At 53.8% G+C, this 18,943-nt stretch carries 11 protein-coding genes, 1 pseudogene and 1 riboswitch; all 12 genes and pseudogenes read right to left on the minus strand.

Going from position 1 to position 18,943, the window contains the following annotated elements; all coding sequences use genetic code 11:
* Positions 1–1,869: pseudogene (locus tag EII14_RS05460) on the minus strand (hypothetical protein); the annotation flags it as partial.
* Positions 1,870–2,208: 339 nt separating this feature from the next.
* Positions 2,209–3,276: a YncE family protein gene (locus EII14_RS05465; protein ID WP_124931551.1), complete on the minus strand. Its 1,068-nt coding sequence runs from the start codon at positions 3,274–3,276 to the stop codon at positions 2,209–2,211.
* A 22-nt stretch (positions 3,277–3,298) separates the two neighbouring features.
* Positions 3,299–5,308: a TonB-dependent receptor domain-containing protein gene (locus EII14_RS05470; protein ID WP_124931552.1), complete on the minus strand. Its 2,010-nt coding sequence runs from the start codon at positions 5,306–5,308 to the stop codon at positions 3,299–3,301.
* Positions 5,309–5,342: 34 nt separating this feature from the next.
* Positions 5,343–5,642: riboswitch (cobalamin riboswitch) on the minus strand.
* Between the two features lie 968 nt (positions 5,643–6,610).
* Entirely contained in the window at positions 6,611–8,434 is a 1,824-nt protein-coding gene (locus EII14_RS05475; RefSeq protein ID WP_124931553.1) for an aminopeptidase P family protein, read from the minus strand.
* The gene (locus tag EII14_RS05480) at positions 8,431–9,471 is read right to left on the minus strand and encodes a tRNA-dihydrouridine synthase (RefSeq protein ID WP_124931554.1); all 1,041 of its coding nucleotides are present in this window, start codon (positions 9,469–9,471) and stop codon (positions 8,431–8,433) included. The genes EII14_RS05475 and EII14_RS05480 overlap by 4 nt, the downstream gene beginning before the upstream one ends.
* On the minus strand, positions 9,468–10,238 hold the full coding sequence (locus EII14_RS05485) for a CPBP family intramembrane glutamic endopeptidase (RefSeq protein WP_124931555.1): 771 nt from the start codon (positions 10,236–10,238) through the stop codon (positions 9,468–9,470). Before EII14_RS05485 ends, EII14_RS05480 begins: the two co-directional genes overlap by 4 nt.
* Before the next feature lie 29 nt (positions 10,239–10,267).
* Positions 10,268–11,215, minus strand: coding sequence for a riboflavin biosynthesis protein RibF (ribF, locus tag EII14_RS05490; protein ID WP_124931556.1), 948 nt, complete (start codon positions 11,213–11,215; stop codon positions 10,268–10,270).
* Entirely contained in the window at positions 11,208–11,831 is a 624-nt protein-coding gene (locus EII14_RS05495; protein WP_124931557.1) for an HAD family phosphatase, read from the minus strand. Before EII14_RS05495 ends, ribF begins: the two co-directional genes overlap by 8 nt.
* The gene (locus tag EII14_RS05500) at positions 11,815–13,107 is read right to left on the minus strand and encodes a peptidase U32 family protein (RefSeq protein ID WP_233569387.1); all 1,293 of its coding nucleotides are present in this window, start codon (positions 13,105–13,107) and stop codon (positions 11,815–11,817) included. Before EII14_RS05500 ends, EII14_RS05495 begins: the two co-directional genes overlap by 17 nt.
* 825 nt (positions 13,108–13,932) lie before the next feature.
* The gene (locus EII14_RS05505) at positions 13,933–16,011 is read right to left on the minus strand and encodes a helix-hairpin-helix domain-containing protein (protein WP_158608333.1); all 2,079 of its coding nucleotides are present in this window, start codon (positions 16,009–16,011) and stop codon (positions 13,933–13,935) included.
* Between the two features lie 56 nt (positions 16,012–16,067).
* On the minus strand, positions 16,068–17,078 hold the full coding sequence (locus EII14_RS05510) for a DUF4369 domain-containing protein (protein WP_124931559.1): 1,011 nt from the start codon (positions 17,076–17,078) through the stop codon (positions 16,068–16,070).
* A gap of 157 nt (positions 17,079–17,235) precedes the next feature.
* On the minus strand, positions 17,236–18,927 hold the full coding sequence (locus tag EII14_RS05515) for a lipopolysaccharide assembly protein LapB (RefSeq protein WP_124931560.1): 1,692 nt from the start codon (positions 18,925–18,927) through the stop codon (positions 17,236–17,238).
* Between the last annotated feature and the right edge of the window lie 16 nt (positions 18,928–18,943).

The following is an 18,943-nucleotide window of genomic DNA, read 5'->3' on the forward strand; positions in this document are numbered from 1 at the left end:
CCACTTGAAGAAGAGATCGGTTTCGGGATTGTCGAGTTTGATTTGGAGATAGTGTCCTCCTTTCCAAGCTCCTTCGCCACCGCGCCATGTGGAGTGGAAATAGGTGCTGACGTCGCCATCCAAAAGAGTTCCGATGTTTGCACCTTCGTCGGGGTCGGGCATGGGGCATGCCAATTGGTCGGCTCTGGTCACGAGGCCGTCGACTTCGTAAACATCTCCGCTGGTTGCTCTTTCGATTTTCTTTCCGTCATTGTCAACGGCCATGTAGGCCTTTCCGTCTACAAAAACAGTTTCGGCTTTTTCCACAAGCTTTTTCATGGCTTCGTTGCGCTTGGGTTGCTCCATGTTGGCACGGAGGTTGTCCAACTCCTCTTGGGTAATGGTGCGAACGTGCCATGAAGAGCCGCCCGATCGCCAATCCCATGCCACTACGTTTTCATAGTCGCCGGCACAGTGGATTCCGCCGTATTGAGCACCTGCATTTTTGAAGAGCTTGGGAGAGTAGAAGCTGAAGAATCCGGGGTTTTCGGGGTTGGCTACGATGTTGTAAGATGCTTCCGGCTCTTCGGTCATGGGAATGGCCGTGTTTTGCTTGTCAGTATATCCGATGTATTTTTCGGTTTCAAAGTTTTTGAAGAAGAACAAGCCGGGATTGCTGGGGTCTACAATCACCTGCCAAATGAACTTGGCGGAGTTGTAGTCGAGAGGTGCACTTTTGTCGTAAGTTACTTTTCCGGGACGGCGGTAACGATCGCCTCCGTTCCATGTCCATAACAGGGATTTGTCGGTGGAGATAACCGCAGAACCATCATAAACGGCACCATCGTCGTAGCTGTCGGGGGATGTTTCCGAACGCCAAGAGGTGAGGATGTAGTAGCCTTCTTCCAAACCTTTACCGGAAGTGACAAATGCTTCATAAGCAGGAACGAGTCCTTCTGCCAACTGATCCATTTCCTCGTCGGTGGCTGTTGCTCCATCGTTGAGAATTTGTTGGATACGAGTCCACATGGCGATCAAAGCATCATATTTCTCTTTGGAATATTCGCCGGCCCCGGTTCCAAGTCGATAGTTTTTGAACTTTTCGACGAGATCCACATCGTTGGTCAGTTCTTTCACCACGGCTGCCAAACCTTCTTTTGCAGCAAGCTCGGAAGTGGTGTAAACGTACCATGCATTGCGCATGTAGTGGGTGTCGCGAGCGGCTTTTCCCTGATTGGCTTGTCCATCGGGATAGGTCAGCAGGAAATTATAGTAGCTGTATGGGTTTTCGGCGTCTTTCGGAGTGGCCGAAACGATCACCACAGCCTTTTCTTCGTTTGCAACAGGGTTGAAGCTTAATGCTCCGAAATCGTGAAGATTGGGGTCGTTAGCGTCTTTGGCTTCCCAAAGGTAAGCTTCGAGGCCGGTGTATGTATAGGTGGAATCTTCCGTATTGGCCTTGTTGCGACCGATGTGATCATAGGACTTTTCCCGATCGCCGGCTACGGCAGCTTTCACAACGACTTTCCATGCACGCTCCAATTGGTTGGTGTAGAATTGTCCGTTTTCGGGAACAGCGACATAGCCGAACTTACTTTTAAGATAATAAATCTGGTTGTCGTTCTTGTCTTTTTGTCCTTCCAATGCCTCAAAGGTGTAGACATTGTCGAGGGTCAGATTGGAGGAATGACTAAACGTGCTGCCCGAAAGGAAATGATAATCTCCTGCCGTCACAGAGAACCCTGCCTGCAAGGCATAGTTCGTGCCCGGCTGAATCTGATCCGCTGTGATGGGCGTCGTGTAATCATAAGTCCAATGGCGGGCAAAAGTGCCCACTGCGCCGGAAAAGAACAAAAGTCCGGCCGCAAGCATTTTGTAAACCTTCTTCATTGTGATGTGATATATAAAAGTTAAACATAGAATGATGGGCACAAAGGTAAAGAAAAATACGATAATACAATATTTTTATCTTAATTTATTTTGTTAAAACTGCTTTTTGCTAACTTTGTTCTCCGAAATTGACGATTAAAGAGGTAGATTTTTTAAAAATTGAGCCCGATGTTTGGCAACAATGTGACAACGAATAGGATTCCGTCGCTCTTCCTTCGGACGGAGGAGAGCGTGTCGCTCCGAAGCTGCATTTCGGAAAAGGAGGAAAACATGATGCCGGCGAGAGCTTCCGCAGGGGAAAACTCTCGCCGGATATTTTGCGTATGAGTGTCGGGGAGATCAGAAAAAGAGGATGGCGTAAGGCTCGATGCCGACGTCGTAGCGACGAACGAAGTTGCCGTCTTTGTCGTATTGCAAAACGTGTCCCGGATGGGTGAAGCGGATTTTGGGGTCGAGCGATCCGCGAGAGGTTACAAAGATTTCACCGGTGGAGGGGCGGACGGCCATGGCGACGGGGTCGAGCGGTGTGTGGCCTTTGCCGAAAAGAGTGGTGACGGCTTTTCCGCTGCGGCTGTCGAATACGGCATAGACATCGCTTTGCGAAGAACCGATGACGTAGAGCCGGTCGGCATGTGCTTGTGCGAAAGAGCCGTCAATAAATTCCGAAGCGTGGTTTTGTGCGTCCAATTTCCAGATTTTAGGTTTGACGTCGTTGTAGTCGCCCATGCAGGTCACAAAAATATTGCCATGAGCATCTTGCGTCATCTTTGAGGGGTTCATGCCCACGCGGATGTCGGCCGTTTTTTTGAAAGTGGCCAGATCGATGCAAGCCACTTTGAAGCCGTTTACATATTTGTTGAGGTAATTGTAGCCGTCGCTCACGGTGGCATAGAGGCGTCCGTTGCGCACTTCCATGTCTACGGGGTTGGGGCCGACTTCGATTTTTTCCACAACGGTGTAGGCGAGGGTGTCGATTTTAGACACGAAGCCGTCGTTGTTGGTCACGTAGACGTACCCTCCGTGAGCCGTGATGCCTTCGGGAGAGGAGGTGGAAACGGAGGCCGTTTTTTTGCCCGTTTTGCGATCGATGACCCACACGAGGTTACTTCCGTGCATGGCGAGATAGAGTTTCGAGCCGTGAATCACGCCGTCTTGCACGCCGTGTCCCATTTCGATGCCATTGGTCGTGGAGAAGAAATTGTTTTGCTGCGTGTTGTTTTTGAAATCAAGCAACGTGCAGCTGCTCGAAATAGCGGCATACTGATTGCCTTGGTTGAGGACGAAGGCTCCGTTTTGTCCGACAGGCTCGACGGCGGTGGCGGGCGAGTAGTTGTCTTCGTCGTCGGAACAGGTCGCAAAAGCGAGGGCGGCAAAGAGGAGCAAAGATAGATGTTTTAGGTGTTTCATTGCGGTAAATAAAAATTGAGGATTAGAAATGATAAATCAGAACGTATTGCCAAGCGCGTCCGGGCATGGGGTAACGCCGCAGAATTTCATATTGACGGTCGAAAACGTTGGTGATGTCAAGCCGAAGGTCTGCCCGACGGCGCAAGAAGCGCAGACTCTTGGATAGGGACAGGTTGGTTTCCCAATAAGGCGGCAGCCGTGTGGAAAAAGCGTGCTGATGAGTTGCCCAACGCTCGGAAGCTCCAGAAGTCGAAACGACAATCGGCAACCACGGGTTTTCCCAAGCCAAAGAGAGCGAAGCCGTGTGGCGCGGCGTGTAGGCAAGTTGCAGTCCGTAGGTGGCACCTTCGGGGTGGCTGCGATCGGTCACGTTTTGCAGCGAATAGTGCCCGCGAACGACCAACTGCTGTTGCGCCGAAAATCGAAACCGGCCGTGGGCGGTGAGGTCAAAGCCCAAAGCGCGAACGCGATCGAGATTGACCGTTTGCCAAACGACGGGGTTGAGAGGAATGGCCGTGATGCGGTCGGAAACGCGGTTGGAGTAGGCGTCGAGCGTGATGTCGAAATCGGTGAGGAGGGTTTGTTGCGGAAGCAGACGAAAGGTTGTGCCGATGCCCAGTTGGCGTGTCAGTTCGGGGCGAAGCAGACGGTTTCCGTAGTTGAAATAATAGTTTTCGACAAACGTGGGCATTCTGAATATCTCCTTGTAAAACGTGCGCAAGCGCAGCAGCGAGTGTTGCCGCCGAATGAGCGAGCAGGCTGCGGACAAGGAGGGGGTGAGCCGTCGGACATCGGGAGCGGGAGGGGCTGATGTCCCCGGGAAAAAGAGAGGATGGGGCGCGCCTTTTTCAAGCCGATTGCGGTGGAGGTGGAGCAGCAGGCGGCCGGTGATGTCCCACCGCGAGTGGCGATAGCGCGCCGAAAGACCTTGCTGCCAAGAGTGCCGATGCACCCGTCGATCCACCGAGAGGTCGGAGTTGAGGCCGGCGTGGGTGTAGTCGGTGGCGTAGGCCGCTTGCCATGTCTTGCCGAAATCGCGTTGCACCCCAAGGGTGAGATAGGTTTCCCGTTGCCAATATTGTTGCCGAAACTCTCCGCCGGGATACTGTCGGTCGCGATTGACGTAGCGGCTCTCCTGCCAAGCATGTTTGGCGGCGGCCATCCAAGATACGCGCTCGCTTCGGTGGCGATAGGCGCACTGGGCAAACAGCTGTTGTTCGTCCGAAAATTCCGTTCCGAGTTGTGTGTAGAGGGTGACGGGGCCGGGGAGGTGTCGGTGGTTGGCGCGATAAGCCGCTCTGCCCGACAGTTCGTTGCCGCCGTCAAGATACCGGCCTGCCAATTCGCCGTTCCACGTCTGCATGCGGCTGTGTGATCGCCGCTCGCGTGTGGCAGTTCTGCCGTTTTTGAGCAAAAAGGGATAGTCATTGTCGCCGTGCAGAAAGTCTCCCGACGCCGAAATCGTGGTTTTGCCCCATTGCTCCGCCCACGACACAGACGGATTTAACAGTCCGAATGCCCCCATACGCCAACCGATTTGACGAGGCGAAGCGGTGGGAAGGAGGCTCACGGTGGCTGCGCCGAGTGTCCTGACGGGCACAAGAAGTTCGGGGTTTTCCCCCACGGAGAGAGAGAGCGTTTTGATGCGGGACAAAGTGAAGCGTCCGAAGTCGATTTGGCCGTTTTGGGCATCGCCCACGGGCAGACCGTCGTAGAGCACGACGGTGTGGGGAGATCCGAGACCGCGGACGCTCACCGTTTTCAAACCGCCCGCACCGCCGTAGTCGCGAAGGTTGATGCCCGGCAGGCGGCGCAGAGCGTCGGCCGTGGAAACCGCACCGCTTCCGAGCAGTGTGATGCTGTCCAGCTGCCACAGCGGAGCGGCAGCGGTAAGCGTGCGTTTGGGAGCGACGATCTCGACTTCTCCCGGCGTGCGAAGAACCTCGACGGATTGGGCGGCGGCGGAAACCGACAGAACAGCCGCAACGCCCCACAGCCCGATGCGACGAACCGTAAGACTTGCTGAAATCATGAAAATGGCTTTTCGGGCTCTTTCCTCGAAGAGTGACGAAAACGACGAATGTGGCAGGTCTTCTGACTCGTACCCGATTGCAAACGGCCTTCCCGTCGCGACGAATGTTGGCGACAGTGGCGGAAATCGGTGATTTAACCGCAGGATTTCGAGCATGTCCGCAATGCCGCTCACGGCATTGGGAACATTGCACCGTGGGTTAAAACCGATGGTTTGCAATGCGAAGGGGTACACACAGCAGCGGGACTGTACCCGATTTTCACGGGTTTCCCTTTTCATCGCGACCCGACGCCCGAAGAAGACGCCTCGCGACACCGCATTCCGTATTTTCGGGCGAAAGTACAAAAAAAAACAAAACCGACAAAGTCGGTTGAGGGTTTTGCGTTGATCGAAAAGAAAAGGTTGCCCAAACCCGAACCGTGATGTCTGCTCTGTTTTTTTCATGACCTGTGAGGCTTCTCAAAAATAGCCTCCGTTTGTTCCGTGATGTGCCCGAATGCACCTTTGGGTGCGTAGCAAACGCGGTTTTATGGGAGGAATCGCTCGTTGATGCGGGCTTTCCCGATGATTATTTTGAAAATCGTCGAAAACCTACACTTTTCTTTGAAAATCACTGATTTTCAGAAAAATGGAAGTGTATGTAGCGTTTTTTTATCTACACAGCGGAAAGTTAAGTCGATGATATACAGATGAAAACGAATGTAGACGGTTCTTTTCAAAACCTACACTGCCTACATGGTTGCGGTTTCGGACATCCGCACCCTTTCCCGAAGCAGCGTGTAGGTTGTAGAAACGAATGTAGTTAATCGGTCATGTTGTCTACATTCGCATTAGACTGTATTTCTGTGGTTTAATCAAGAAAGTGCAGACAATGTAGATAAAAAGAAGAAAAACTCCCGGTAGAGGCTGGAAGTTGTGCGTTTTTACGAAAAATGCCCTCACTTTCTTTTCGATTTCTCCGGATAGACTTTAATGCGTCGGAATGCATCTTACCTAAGGAGTAGAAAAAACGGAGTAACGAGTAGAAAATTCTATCACGGACCTAAATTTCACCGGCTCCTGCTCGTTTCTCTTCCCGGTGATTTGAACCTCCCATAATTGTCCGAAAGGTCTTTTATCGTATATGGGTGCCCTTTGCGGCCAAGAAACGGACGGAGCTTGTGCAGGAGGCCGTTTGTTTCGGTTTCATCGGGCTTTAAGCCAAAAAGAGAACGCCTCAAACGTAAGCGTTCTCTTTCGGAGGGCATCAGGTTTCGATGAAATCGTCTTGACGCGATATTTCGCACGGTTTTATCGAAAGGCTCAAATCTCTTTTGTGGCTGCGATGAGCCAATTTCTGTCGGTTTCATCGTTGAGGAGCGGAAGCAAGCGTTCCCGAACCCGTTTATGATAGTCGTTGAGCCAAATTCGCTCGCTTTCTTCGAGCATTTCCCGATGAATGGGGGCAATGTCGATCGGGCAGAGGGTGAGGGTTTCGAAGCGGTGGAAAGTTCCGAAATCGGTGGTTTCGCTTGCACCGACCAGTAAAACGTTTTCGATGCGTACACCGAACTTTCCGGCCACATAAATGCCCGGTTCGTTCGTAATGGTCATGCCGGTTTCAAAAGCAATTCGGGTGGCTTCGCGAAGGTCTTTGCGAATTTGTTGCGGCCCTTCGTGTACGCAGAGATGACTGCCCACGCCGTGTCCGGTGCCATGTCCGAAATCGTAGCCTTCGTGCCACATGGCCATTCGTGCTGCCGTGTCGAGTTGCAGGCCGGTCGTGCCTTTCGGGAAACGTGCGCGCGAGAGCGCGATGTGGCCTTTGAGCACGAGCGTATAAACCTTTTTCTCTTCTTCCGTGAGCCGTCCGAGCGGAATGGTGCGTGTGATGTCGGTCGTTCCGCAGAGGTATTGCGCACCACTGTCGAGCAACAGCAAACCGTGGCTTTGAAGTCGGGCGGCGTGTTCGGCCGTGGCTTCGTAGTGAACGATTGCGCCATTCGCGCCATATCCGGCGATAGTAGCAAAAGAAGAGTCGATGAAATCGTGGTTTTGAGCGCGAAAGTCTTTCAGACGTTGTGCAAGGGAGTGTTCGGTTTCATCGGCGATTGTTCCGTTTTCGATTTTCTCGTCGAGCCATCGATGAAAGCGCACCAATGCAACGCCGTCTTGAAGCATGGCTTGTCGAAATCCCTCTTTTTCGGCTTCGTTCTTGATCGACCGCAGGAGCGGCAGGGGATTGTGAAGATAAACGTGCGGGATATGGAGTTTGTCGGCAAGTGTCGAGCAAATCCACTGAGGGGTTTGGGGCGTGATACCGATTGTGGCGGATTCATCGGTGAGCCTTCCGATGAAATCGATCAAACCGTCGTAAGCAGCCACCTCTGTGTGTTGAGCATAGAGATAGGATTTGATTTCTTCGGAAACACGCGAAAGATCGGTGAAAAGGATTGATTTGTTGCGCCCGATCAGCAAATAGGAGATGAAGACGGGGTTGTATTCCACGTCTGAGGCGCGGAGATTGAGCACCCAGGCTATTTCCGACAAATCACTGACCAAAAAATAGTCTGCACAGGTTGTTTCTCCGGTGAAATCGGACATATTTTCGAGTTTGCTCCATATCTTCTCGATTTTCTCCGCAACACTCTCGCCCGTGAACCTTTCCGGCTGTCGATAGACGGGGGTGGAGGGTATGGCGGGGCGGTCTTTCCACAGTTCGGCAAATGGATCGCAACTTTCTGCGAAACGGTAGGAACAGGCCTCATTGTTGAAACTGTCGTAGGCGGATTTGGTGAAAACCTCTTCGTTGCAGGCCACAAATCCTGTGCCGACTTCTTTTTCGAGCCATTCTTGCGGCGTCGGAGTTTCGGGCAATCCTTCGCGCATGAGCACGAAAGGGGTGTTGTTTAATTGCTGTTCGGCCTGCAAGAAGTAGCGTGAGTCCGTCCAAAGCGCGGCGGCGTTGAGCGTCACGACGGCCAAGCCTGCCGACCCGTCGAAGCCGGAAATCCATTCCCGGCATTTCCAATGTTCGGCGGTGTATTCGCTGTTGTGCGGATCACTGCTCGGAATGATGAAAGCGGCGATTTCGCGTTGTTTCATCCACTCCCGAAGGGCGCGGACACGTTCCGTAATGTTTTTCATGACGTTTGATGTTGGGCGTTGGCGTTGATGAGCGGCCGTGTGGTTTCCATGATGGCATACAGCTCTTCGAGGGTTTCGGCTCGAAGCATGTCGATGCGTGTTTGTCGGAAGTTGGGCAGTCCTTTGAAAATCGGCGTTGCCGCGAGGTGTCGTCGCACGTGCAATATGCCGCGATATTCGTCGATGTGTTCCACGCTTTGGCGCACCTGTTCTTTCAAAACGTCGAGCATCCAGTCGGGCGACATGGGGGCGTGTTGCGAAGGAATGATCCGATCGACCGAAAAAGGAACGGCATCGAGCACATCGCGTATTTCTTTGAAAATCCACGGACGGCCGAAAGTGGCGCGTCCCACCATAACGGCATCCACACCGAAGTGCTCGAAAGCGCGTGCCGCATCTTCTCCCGAAGCGATGTCGCCGTTTCCGATAATCGGAATACGGATGCGCGGATTTCTTTTCACGGCTCCAATGAGTGACCAGTCGGCCGTGCCGGTGTACATCTGGCAGCGCGTTCGGCCGTGGATGGTGAGTGCTTCCGCTCCTGCGTCTTGAATCCGCTCGGCCAAATCGGAGATGATGAGGTTTCGTTCATCCCATCCCAATCTCGTTTTGACCGTGACGGGGGTTGTGTGGCCGACCCGATCTGCCACGGCGCGGACGATGTCGATGAGCAGGTCGGGGGTTTGGAGCATGCCCGAACCAGCACCTTTTCCGGCCACTTTTTTCACCGGGCACCCGAAGTTGAGATCCAACACGTCGGGGCGGGCTTTTTCTACCACGATTTCCGCCGCTTCGGCCACGGCACCCGGATCGCGCCCGTAGATTTGAATGACCACGGGGCGTTCGTCGTCGCAAACGGTGAGCTTCTGCAAACTTTTATTGACCATGCGCACAAGTGCGTCGGCGGCCACAAATTCGGAGTACACCATTGATGCCCCCAAACGGCGACAGAGCAGTCGAAACCCGATGTCGGTCACGTCTTCCATGGGAGCCAGCAGGACGGGGCGTTCTCCCAAATCGATATTTCTGATTTTCATTTTTGAATACTGCGATAAAATGCCGCGCCGCCTCCCAACAGAAAAAGAAGCCCGACGGTGAGGCTGAACCACAAGGAGAAACCCGACATCGTTTCTTGCATTTCGGGGAGATGGAAAAGCAACATTCCCAAAGAATTGTTGATGATGTGAGCCGGCAGGCAGAGGCGGAGGTCGCCTGTTTTATGGTAGAGCAATCCGAGGAGAATGCCGAGCAAAAAGGCCGGAACGGCTTGCGCGGCATTCATGTGGACAATGGCGAAAACGGCCGAGCTCGTCGGGATGGCCAACCATGGCGAAAGACCGGAGCGCATGAGGTGTCTTTGGATGCCGTCGCGGAAAATCACTTCTTCCAAGAAAGGGCCGATGACACACACCGCACTCACCGCAATGATGTTGCCTTGCATCTTTTCAAACAATCGCATCATTTGTCCGTCTTCCAAATGGAGCGGTTCGAGCAGGAAGGAAAGCCCGAAACCGATGAAGATAAAGCTAATGACAGCCATGCCGCCGCCCGTGGGAATGCCTTTGGCGAATTTGCCCAACAGATGCTTGCTCGTCAAACGCAGTCGCCAAAGCACGAAAAATATAAAAAGGTTGGCGATCCAAAGCCCCAAACCGATACCGGTGGGAGTGAACGAGGAGAGAGACAGCGAGCCGAGCGAGCCGCCTTGAAAAAGAAAGTCGGAGTTGTCCCACAGCAGAGTGATGACGGAACTGAGCACTTGCGCGCAGAGGAAAAGAAGAAAAATAACAATAGCTTTCAGCATGAGAAGGGGGATGGGTGATTTTCGAGGGTTTATTGGGGCGAACGGCCGCCAAGCAGACGACGTGCTTCCGCTTCGTCCTGTCGCAGTTGGTTTTGCAGTGCTTCGATCGACGGAAAGCGCATTTCCGATCGCAACCGTTCCACAAATTGCAACTCCAAGGTCTGTCCGTAGAGGTTTTGGTTGAAATCAAACAAGTGTGTTTCAATCGTAATGTCCGTTCCGTTGTCAAGGGTCGGTCTTTCTCCGATGTTGGTCATGGCGGCATAGCTTTGGTTGCCGATGCCCACGCGTGTGGCATAAACCCCTTTTGAGGGAACGAGCTTCTCGGTTGCCAAAGGGCGAATGTTGGCCGTCGGAAATCCCAACTTTCTGCCGTTTTTTCGGCCTTCGACAACGATGCCCGACAATCCATAAGGGTGCGTGAGCAACCGCGCTGCCGCTGCCACGTTGCCCTTTTCGAGCAACTCGCGCACGGCCGAAGAAGACAACCGCTCCTCCATGGGATACCGATCGGCATTGAGCACATCGATCCCCAGCGCACGGCCGTATTCGGCATATTGCGCAAAACCCTCGTTCGGATCGGGGCGGCCGAAACGATGATCGTAGCCGATGAGCAGGGTGCGAATGTGCAAACGCTCATATAGGCAGGACTCCATGAATTGGCGCGCGGTGAGGGCGGCCGTTTCGCAAGAAAATCGGAGCATCACGCAAGCATCTATACCACATTCGGCCAGAAGCGCGAGTTTTTCCTCGTTGGTATTGAGCAGCTTCGGCGCATGGTCGTGGCCGAGCACGTGTCGCGGATGTCGCTCGAAAGTCACGACCATGGTGTTTTGTTCCCGTTTCGCGGCCTCTTGTTTGAGCAGGGACAAAACGTGGCGATGTCCGAGGTGGACACCGTCGAAAAAGCCGATGGTGGCAGCAAAGGGCTTGTGCTGCGCATGAGGTTGGAGGGAGATGAGGGTAAAGTCAGTCATTGGTCAGTCGTCCGTCGGCGTCAAAGAATTTCGTCCAACTGCCGCCTGCCGGAGCGAGTCGGGCTTGCAAACCGCATTGGCGCGCAGCTTCGCAATTGGCTTCGGAATCGTCGAAAAACAAGATTTCCTCCGCCGCACAGTCCATGCCTCCGACCACGGCTTTGAAGATGTCAGGGTCGGGCTTTTGCAAGTGCATTTCAAAGGAAAGGAAACATCCGTCGAAAAAGTCTTCGAGGCGATGTCCCTGCCAAGAGAAAAAGTCGCGTTTGCCTTGCTCCCAGTGTACGACGTTTGTGTTCGACAGTACATAGGTGGGATAATGCCGCCGGATGTTGAGCAGCAGTTGCAGCCGTTCTGCGGGGATGCCGACGAGAAAGGCCTCCCAAGCTGCGATGATTTCGGCGTTTTCGAGTTCCGGCCGTCCGGCCAACTTGCGCACCTCGTGGCAGAAACGATCGAGCGAGATGTCGCCGTTTTCGAGTGCCGAAAAAATGCCGCTTTGTCGGAACGTGCCCAAAAAGGGGCGAATGTCCAACCCCAAATTTTCAAAAGCGGCAATGGCGGCATCTTTTCGGAGGTCGACGATGACGCCGCCGAAGTCAAAGAGTAGTTTCATTGCTCACGAGTTTGTAGAGTTTGTCGCTCGGACGCACTTTGTCGGTCACGGGAATGGATACGTACATGCCTTTTTCGGCCGTTTCGATGGCTCCGTTGTTGCCGTGGATGCTGTCGGCTCGGAGATACATGGCACCCGTCGTGGGGCCGATGACCACCAGTTTGTCGCCCACGGAGATTGTGCCGGCTTCGATGAGAAATTCCGCCACGCCGAGTTTTGAAAAATACTTCATGCCCTTGCCCACATAGACTTTTTTCTCCGTGGCCGACGATCCGTATTTTTTGCTCCACTCACCCAGTTTTTGCCCTTGATAGTAGCCGTCCCAGAAACCTCGGTTGAAGACCGTGGCCAATCGTTTGTTCCAATTTTCAACCATTTCATCGCAAAAAGTGCCGTTTTCCACGGCGCGTATGGCCTCTTTGTAGCACTGCACGACGGTATAGACGTATTCGGCCGAACGAGCGCGTCCTTCGATTTTGAACACTGTGACGCCGGCCTTGATCATTTTGTCGATGAAACCGATGGTTTTCAAATCCTTCGGGCTCATGATATATTGGTTGTCGATGTCCAGTTCGACGCCCGTTTCCTTGTCTTTCACGGTGTAGCTTCTGCGACATTGCTGCATGCACTCGCCGCGGTTGGCCGATCGGCCTTGGTTGTCGAGCGAGAGATAGCATTTTCCGCTGACGGCCATGCAGAGTGCGCCGTGGCAGAACATTTCAATGCGCACCTTCTCGCTCGAAGGGCCGTAAATGTTGTTTTTGTCGATGAAATCGGCAATTCGGCGCACCTGTTGCAGGTTGAGTTCGCGCGCCAAAACCACCACGTCGGCAAATCGGGCGTAGAAGCGCAGGGCTTCTTCGTTGGAAATATTGAGTTGCGTGGAGAGATGCACCTCCTGCCCGATCGTGCTGCAATAGCTCAACACGGCGACATCGGCGGCGATGACGGCAGAAATTCCGGCGGCTTTGGCGGCGTCGCAAATGGTGCGCATCATGTCGAGATCTTCGTCGTAGATGATCGTATTGACCGTGAGATAGCTTTTCACGCCGTGTTCGTCACACAGACGAGCGATTTCGTGCAGGTCGTTGATTGTGAAACGGCTCGCCGAGTGTGCCCTCATGTTGAGTGCCTCGATACCGAAATAGATAGAGTCGGCTCCGGCTTTGAGGGCAGCGGCGAGGGATTCGCGCGAGCCCGCGGGAGCCATGACCTCGTATGGCATGGATGGGTTATGTCGGGAGGAGTTGTCGAAAGAAAAAGAAGATGTTGTCATAAGCAAAAAACAAGAATCCAAAGCCGCCGGCCACAGGCGTGGGCTTGCCAAGTCTATATCTCTGCAAATATAGTGAATATTCTCCGAACAAACAATCGGGAGCGATCAAAAGTAAAACCGTCGAATTCTTTTTGCGATTTCGGCCGGAGCTCCGGGGTTGGGGAGAGAACCTCTCCCTCGGCGGACGCTGGGAAAATATCGGGCGGAGCAATGCAGTCTTGCAGGGGCGCACTACATTGGAGGTAGAAAAAACGGAGTCTTAGGCAGACGCGACGGGCTCAGAGGTAGTGAGCGGCAGGAAGTAGGCAAAGCCGATTCTCGCGTACGCGCGCGCGCTTCCCTTATGGTTTGTTTTGCTTTCACTCCTTCCGCTTTTTTGTTTATCTATTTGATATTCCGACACTTATTTGCGAAGGCAAGTGAAGGCAAAAGATGAAACAGATTTTCAAGACACTGATATTCATCGGTTTATGGCGCATTTTTGCCTTCACCTGCCGGATTTTATGAGGCGTGGTGCAGAAAATAGCGGAAGTGAGTGAAAGCAAGTGAAAGGAGAAAGAAATTTTGCCTCCGCTAATGGAGTTCTGATTTTCAGTGCTTTGGATTTTTGAAAAAGGCTTTGCCTTCACTTGCCTTCGCACGGAAACACCAAATAATCAGACGCATAGGCGTTTTTGCGAAGGCAAAACGGCAAAAACAAAAAAAACGGGGGCGGAGAGCACAAAAACAGCCGATTTCATCGACTTCGGGCGATAAGCGTTTTCGAGAGAAGAGGCGGAGGGAAGCAATCGGTGTGAAACGATGCGGAGAAAGGACGAAACGCGATCAGAAAATGTGGCGAAGCTGAAAGGAGAGATCGTTTTGCGAAGAAGCGTCTATGCGTTGCATGCCGGTGCCGATGTGAGGCCGGTCGAACAAGCGGACGAAACTCCACTTTCCGCCCATTTCCCAACGTCGCCCGAAGGAGGCGAATGTTGTGAGAACGGTGGCAACTCCCGTGTGGGCGAAAGCCGAAAAAGCGGTGACGCCTTTGAGTTGCGGCGTGTAGGCATAGAGGCGCGTGTCGTGATCGTGAGAGGAGAAGAGCGAGGCGAAGGCCGAGAGGTGTATGCGTGGCGAGAGCCGGCAGCGCAGACGGGAGGAGAGCATCGCACCCCACACGGGCGTCGGGCGGGTTTGACGGTGGTGGGCTGCGGCGTCGAGTGCCCATTGCCACATCAGACGGCCGAGCGTATGGAGCTGTTGATAGCGCAGGCGATGAGTGGAGATATATTCCAAGTGGCCGCGATGCCCGGTGATGTTGCGCTGACGGGTGCGAAACGAATAGAGAAAACGGCGTGTGACGAGAGGATGCCCCGACCATTCGTATTCGAGGCGTCCGTTCATGCCCGACGAGGGAAGGTCGGCTCGAAAAGTAGGCGAAGGATGATGAAAAACATCGATGAAACCGCTTATTTCGCTCTTTTCGGAAAGACGATGACTGGCTGCGACGGAAAGGCCGTTTTCGTTTTGAACGGTGCTGCCGGCTTGCTCTGTTTGAGCGGAGGGGGCGACGAAACGAGGAGAGAAACTGCGCCCTTGCAACAGCAGTGTCCAGCGAGAATGGGGAGAGAAGCGGAGGCGTTGGGAAATGGCGTGGCGGCCGTGGTCGTCGATGGCGACTTCCCCCTGCCATGCCGTGCCGTTTCGGTAAAATCCGTGGTCGAAGCTCACGCCCGACGCGTAATGTCCGCGAAGGCCGTATCGGTTGTGGAGGCGCGGCGCGGGGCAGATCGGACGGCCGTAGCGCAGGTGCAGGAGGTTGAAGGCGAGATGAAGGCGTCGCGTGCGCCATTCGCCGTGTGCGCCCACGGAGGTGAGCGTCACGTTGCGGCGTCGCTCGATTTCCGTGAGCGATCGGTGCAGACCGCTCGTCTGAAAGGAACGCACGGTGTCGGCTTCGAGTCGCGCGTCGAGCCGGCGGTGAGAAACGAAGGTTTGCCAATGCCATTGCCTCCATTTGCCCGAATAGGCTGCGCCGCGCAGAAATTTCACTTCGTCGGCTGAGGTATGGGGGCGGAGGCGGGTGGGCAGGACGGGAAGGTTTTGAAGACCTTGGAAAGGATGAAAAAAACGGGTACTGCCTTGCAGCAGTCCCAAACCGAAATGGGCGCGAAAATCGCCGAACAGGAGGTGGGCGGAGTTGTCGGGGCGACGATGCGAAAAATAAATCGAGGTGTGGTCGTAGGGGCGATTGCCGTAAGCGGCGAAAGGTTCGCCAATATCGTTTTGCAGCGTGAAACCGTAGCGAATGGTGTTACGCCAAGAATATCGGTGGCGCAAGGTGTTGCCCATGGGAGCACCGAGGTAGTGGCGGCGAGGATTTTTCTTGAATTCATCGACGTTTTTTACGATGAAACCCGCCCTTTTATAGAGCGGGAGGTCGATACGGCCGTCGAGGGTGTGGCGTCCGCCAAGAAAACGCTGCCGCCACGAAGAAGAGGGACGGAGGGTGTCGCCCACGACGACAAAAAGCGAGAGCCAACGGCGGTGTTTGTGGTGAAGGCCGTGGACGAGCATAAGGTCGCCCAAAGAGGAAAAAGCACGAAGTTTTTGCCGATAAGAGAGAATGGAGTCGATTTGGGCGGTCGTTAGGAAATCGAGCGTGAGGAGGTCCTCGCGAGTGGCGGTATTGAGGTTGAAGGGGGAGAGGTATCGCTCTTCGAGGGTTTCGAGGAGTTGGGAGGCAGGGCGGTGCAAAGGCGTTTCGATGTGGTCTTCTTCTTCAAAATCGTCGGCAAGGTATTCGGCCGCGAAGTCTTCCCATGAAATGAAAGTTTCCCGCCATGGCGGCCGTTGGGCGTTGGCGGAAGCGGAGAGAAACGCGAAGCCGCAGACGAAAACGAGCAAAAAGGAAAACTTCATTGTACGGTTGGGGGAGAAGCTACGATGTGCTTTTTGGGAAAAGGATGAGGAAGACGCTATTTCGCGTGCTTTTTCAGCTCGTCGATCCATTGATCGAAAGGAATGTCGCGCGCCACGATCTTTCCTTTGGCATCGACGAAAATGCAACCGGGCACAAAGCGCACTCCGAAAGTGCGGACGAGCGGTGAGTCGAAGCCCTTGCCTTGGCAAATGACGTTGCGAAGGGTATCTCTCTCGGCGGCCTCTTTGATGTGGTCGGGCTTGTGGTCGATCGAAACCAATATCGTTTCCGCTTTTTTGCCGAAGGTGGAGCGGATTTTCCGGAGCTGTTGAAAGAGGACGTAGTTGTTGCCGTCCCAAGAGGCGGAAAAGGCGATGACGGCCGGGCGGCCTTTGAAAGTGGCGTTGTCAATACGTTTGCCGTCAATGTTTTTTGCCGAAAAACGGGGGAGCGGCGAGCCGACCGAGGCTTTCAGCTGCGGACGAAGCCGTCGGTCGAGTTGTTTGAGATAATGATTTTGAGGTTGCGATCGGCGCAAGAGGTCGAGCAAAGCGAGGGCGGGTTGCTGCTTGGGCGTTTTCTGACCGTCGAAATAGTCGTGGAAAACGGCCACGGCGGCCGGCGACGCGGGGTGGGTGCGCACGAATGTGGCGGCTTCCATTTCAGCATCGTTGGGAGATTTTTGGATCAGACGAAGTCGAAATTCGGTGAGCAGTTCGTTGGTGGGCGTTCCGTCTATTTCTATCTCTTTCAGTCGGTTGGCATCTCCGCTGAGGTGAATTGTGGCGCCGGGTTCGGCCACAAGTGTGGTGGTGGAGAAGTTGGGATAGACAAGGGTGAGGAGGGTGGGTTCTTCGAGATGTCGCTCATAGGAGAATTTTCCCCTTTCTATCGTGATGCTGTCGATCCCTCCGCCGTTTCGGGGAGAAGCGTCGTCGGTGTAGGCCATGATGACGGCTTGATTGACACCGTCGATTTTTCCTTCGATGCGTACGGTCTGTCGGTCAGGACGACAGGACGAGAGCAGTAAAGCTATCAGTGGAAAGAGTAAAAACAAAGGTTTCATGCGGAAACGAAACAAATGGAAGAGTGGACAGATGGAAAGATGAGGAAAGAAACCGATGTGAGGGAATGCATACGCCGGTTCGGTCGATGTCTTTGTGAGAAAAAGAGGAACGCAAAGAGCTGTTGCTTTGCGTTCCTCGTATGTTCACATGAGGGGGTTATTTGACAAGATTGCGGAACGCGGCATTGCCGGAGAGCTTGACAAATTCAAGATCTCGGGCGGCTTTGGCTGCCAGCGTGCCGTCGAGCGAAATGGCTTTTCGGAGAGCCGCCACTGCCTCTTCGGCTTGATTGGAGCGAGCGGCGACAATGGCCGAAAGATAGGCCGTGAGGGCATCTGCATGGGCAACGGAGGCCAATGTCTGACGAGCGGCATTGTAGTCCTTGTTGAGAATTTGCGCGAGGGCGGCACTGTTGCTCTTCACGTCCGAAAGGCTTTGGGCGGCTTGTGCATAGTTGCCGCGAGCGATTTGGATGTTGCCCAACACTTCGTTGTAGTTGGCGGCGGTGAGGGCTTTTCCGATGAGGCTTTCGGCTTGGTCGAGATGACCTTCTTTCAGTGCGAGGAGGGCGGCATTGGCGTTGGCTTCCGTGAGATTGCCGGCTTGCGGCAAAATGGTTTTGGCCGCCGCATAATCGCCCTTGGCATAAGCCACCTGTGCAAGGCCGTTGTAAGCGCGCTTGTCGGTGGGATAGATTTGAGTGGTGGTCTCGAAAATGGATTTGCGTTCGTCGAGATCGGAGGTGAGCGTGGCGGCATAGAGAAGCTCTTCCACACTTAGTTTACCCGGTTCGTCTTTGTATTGTTGGCGAATTTCGTCGTCGGTGCGTCCGATCAGGCGGTAGTTGATCGTGAGGCGTGCGCGGCGGAGTTCGGGCAACACTTCGTCAGCCAATTCGCGGAAAGCGAGCGAGAGGTTTTTGATTTGCTGTTCGCGCTCTTCGGGATCTTTATACATGGAAAGAACACGAATGATCACGTCTTTGTCTTGGATGTTGCTTTGTGCGACCAATTCTTGAAAACCCTCCCAGTCTTCGGCTGTGTATTTGGCATCAATGTGGGTGTTGAGTTTGGTGCGTTTGAGCTGTTCCTCCACATATTTGGCGGCGGTGTTTTGGCGATTTTCGGCCAAAGTGGTGTTGAAGTTCAGTGCACCGTCGGGAGAGGCATAAGCCGACACCTGAATGTTGTCGAGGGCATAGCCTTTCTGATCGGCTTTGATTTCTCGAAGCACCTTGACGAAATCTTGTACGGAAGTGGCGTTCAGTTCGCTGGTGCGGATTTTCGCTTGGTTGATGAAGTATTTGATTTGTGCATCTTGCTGTTGTACGATCTGACGTTGGTAGGCGTCGGCGGCCACGGCGGTGTTGGCACTTTCCACCGTGCGGTAAACGAGCTGCGAGGTGGAAACGACACCGTCGGCCACTTTCACGGCCGGAATTTGTACGGATTTCTTGCCAATTTTGGCATCGAAGGTGAGATAGAGTTCGCTTTGCGACATTTCGGGCGTGTAGGCGAAGTTTGACTTCATCACGTAGTTGCCGCCCATTTTATAGGAAATGGTCTGTTCGTTGCCAACGACTTTCTCGCCTTGGAAAGTAGCGGGTTGTCCCACGGCTTTTCCGCCGGCATAGCGAAGTTCGGGAGTGACGGTGACAACGGCTTTTTTCTTCATGTATTTTTCGGGAAAGCGTCCGTTGATGGTGGTTGGCACTTCCTTACCGACGGCTTCGAGGGGAGAGGGGGTAATGGTGAAGTTGTCGGCCGTAAGGGGATTCAGCTTACTGCTGCAAGAGCTCAAAGCTGTGATGCCTATCACGGCCAGAGCGGCGTAAAGGTTTGTTCTCATGTATGTTTGTATTGAG

This window comes from Alloprevotella sp. OH1205_COT-284 (assembly GCF_003859795.1).
In the GTDB taxonomy this organism is placed as follows: domain Bacteria; phylum Bacteroidota; class Bacteroidia; order Bacteroidales; family Bacteroidaceae; genus Alloprevotella.

Excerpts from the sequence above, each read along its gene's own strand:
- EII14_RS05465 (WP_124931551.1), bottom strand. The coding sequence starts at position 3,276 with ATGAAACACCTAAAACATCTATCTTTGCTCCTCTTTGCCGCCCTCGCT.
- EII14_RS05470 (WP_124931552.1), bottom strand. The coding sequence starts at position 5,308 with ATGATTTCAGCAAGTCTTACGGTTCGTCGCATCGGGCTGTGGGGCGTT.
- EII14_RS05475 (WP_124931553.1), bottom strand. The coding sequence starts at position 8,434 with ATGAAAAACATTACGGAACGTGTCCGCGCCCTTCGGGAGTGGATGAAA.
- EII14_RS05480 (WP_124931554.1), bottom strand. The coding sequence starts at position 9,471 with ATGAAAATCAGAAATATCGATTTGGGAGAACGCCCCGTCCTGCTGGCT.
- EII14_RS05485 (WP_124931555.1), bottom strand. The coding sequence starts at position 10,238 with ATGCTGAAAGCTATTGTTATTTTTCTTCTTTTCCTCTGCGCGCAAGTG.
- ribF (WP_124931556.1), bottom strand. The coding sequence starts at position 11,215 with ATGACTGACTTTACCCTCATCTCCCTCCAACCTCATGCGCAGCACAAG.
- EII14_RS05495 (WP_124931557.1), bottom strand. The coding sequence starts at position 11,831 with ATGAAACTACTCTTTGACTTCGGCGGCGTCATCGTCGACCTCCGAAAA.
- EII14_RS05500 (WP_233569387.1), bottom strand. The coding sequence starts at position 13,107 with ATGACAACATCTTCTTTTTCTTTCGACAACTCCTCCCGACATAACCCA.
- EII14_RS05505 (WP_158608333.1), bottom strand. The coding sequence starts at position 16,011 with ATGAAGTTTTCCTTTTTGCTCGTTTTCGTCTGCGGCTTCGCGTTTCTC.
- EII14_RS05510 (WP_124931559.1), bottom strand. The coding sequence starts at position 17,078 with ATGAAACCTTTGTTTTTACTCTTTCCACTGATAGCTTTACTGCTCTCG.
- EII14_RS05515 (WP_124931560.1), bottom strand. The coding sequence starts at position 18,927 with ATGAGAACAAACCTTTACGCCGCTCTGGCCGTGATAGGCATCACAGCT.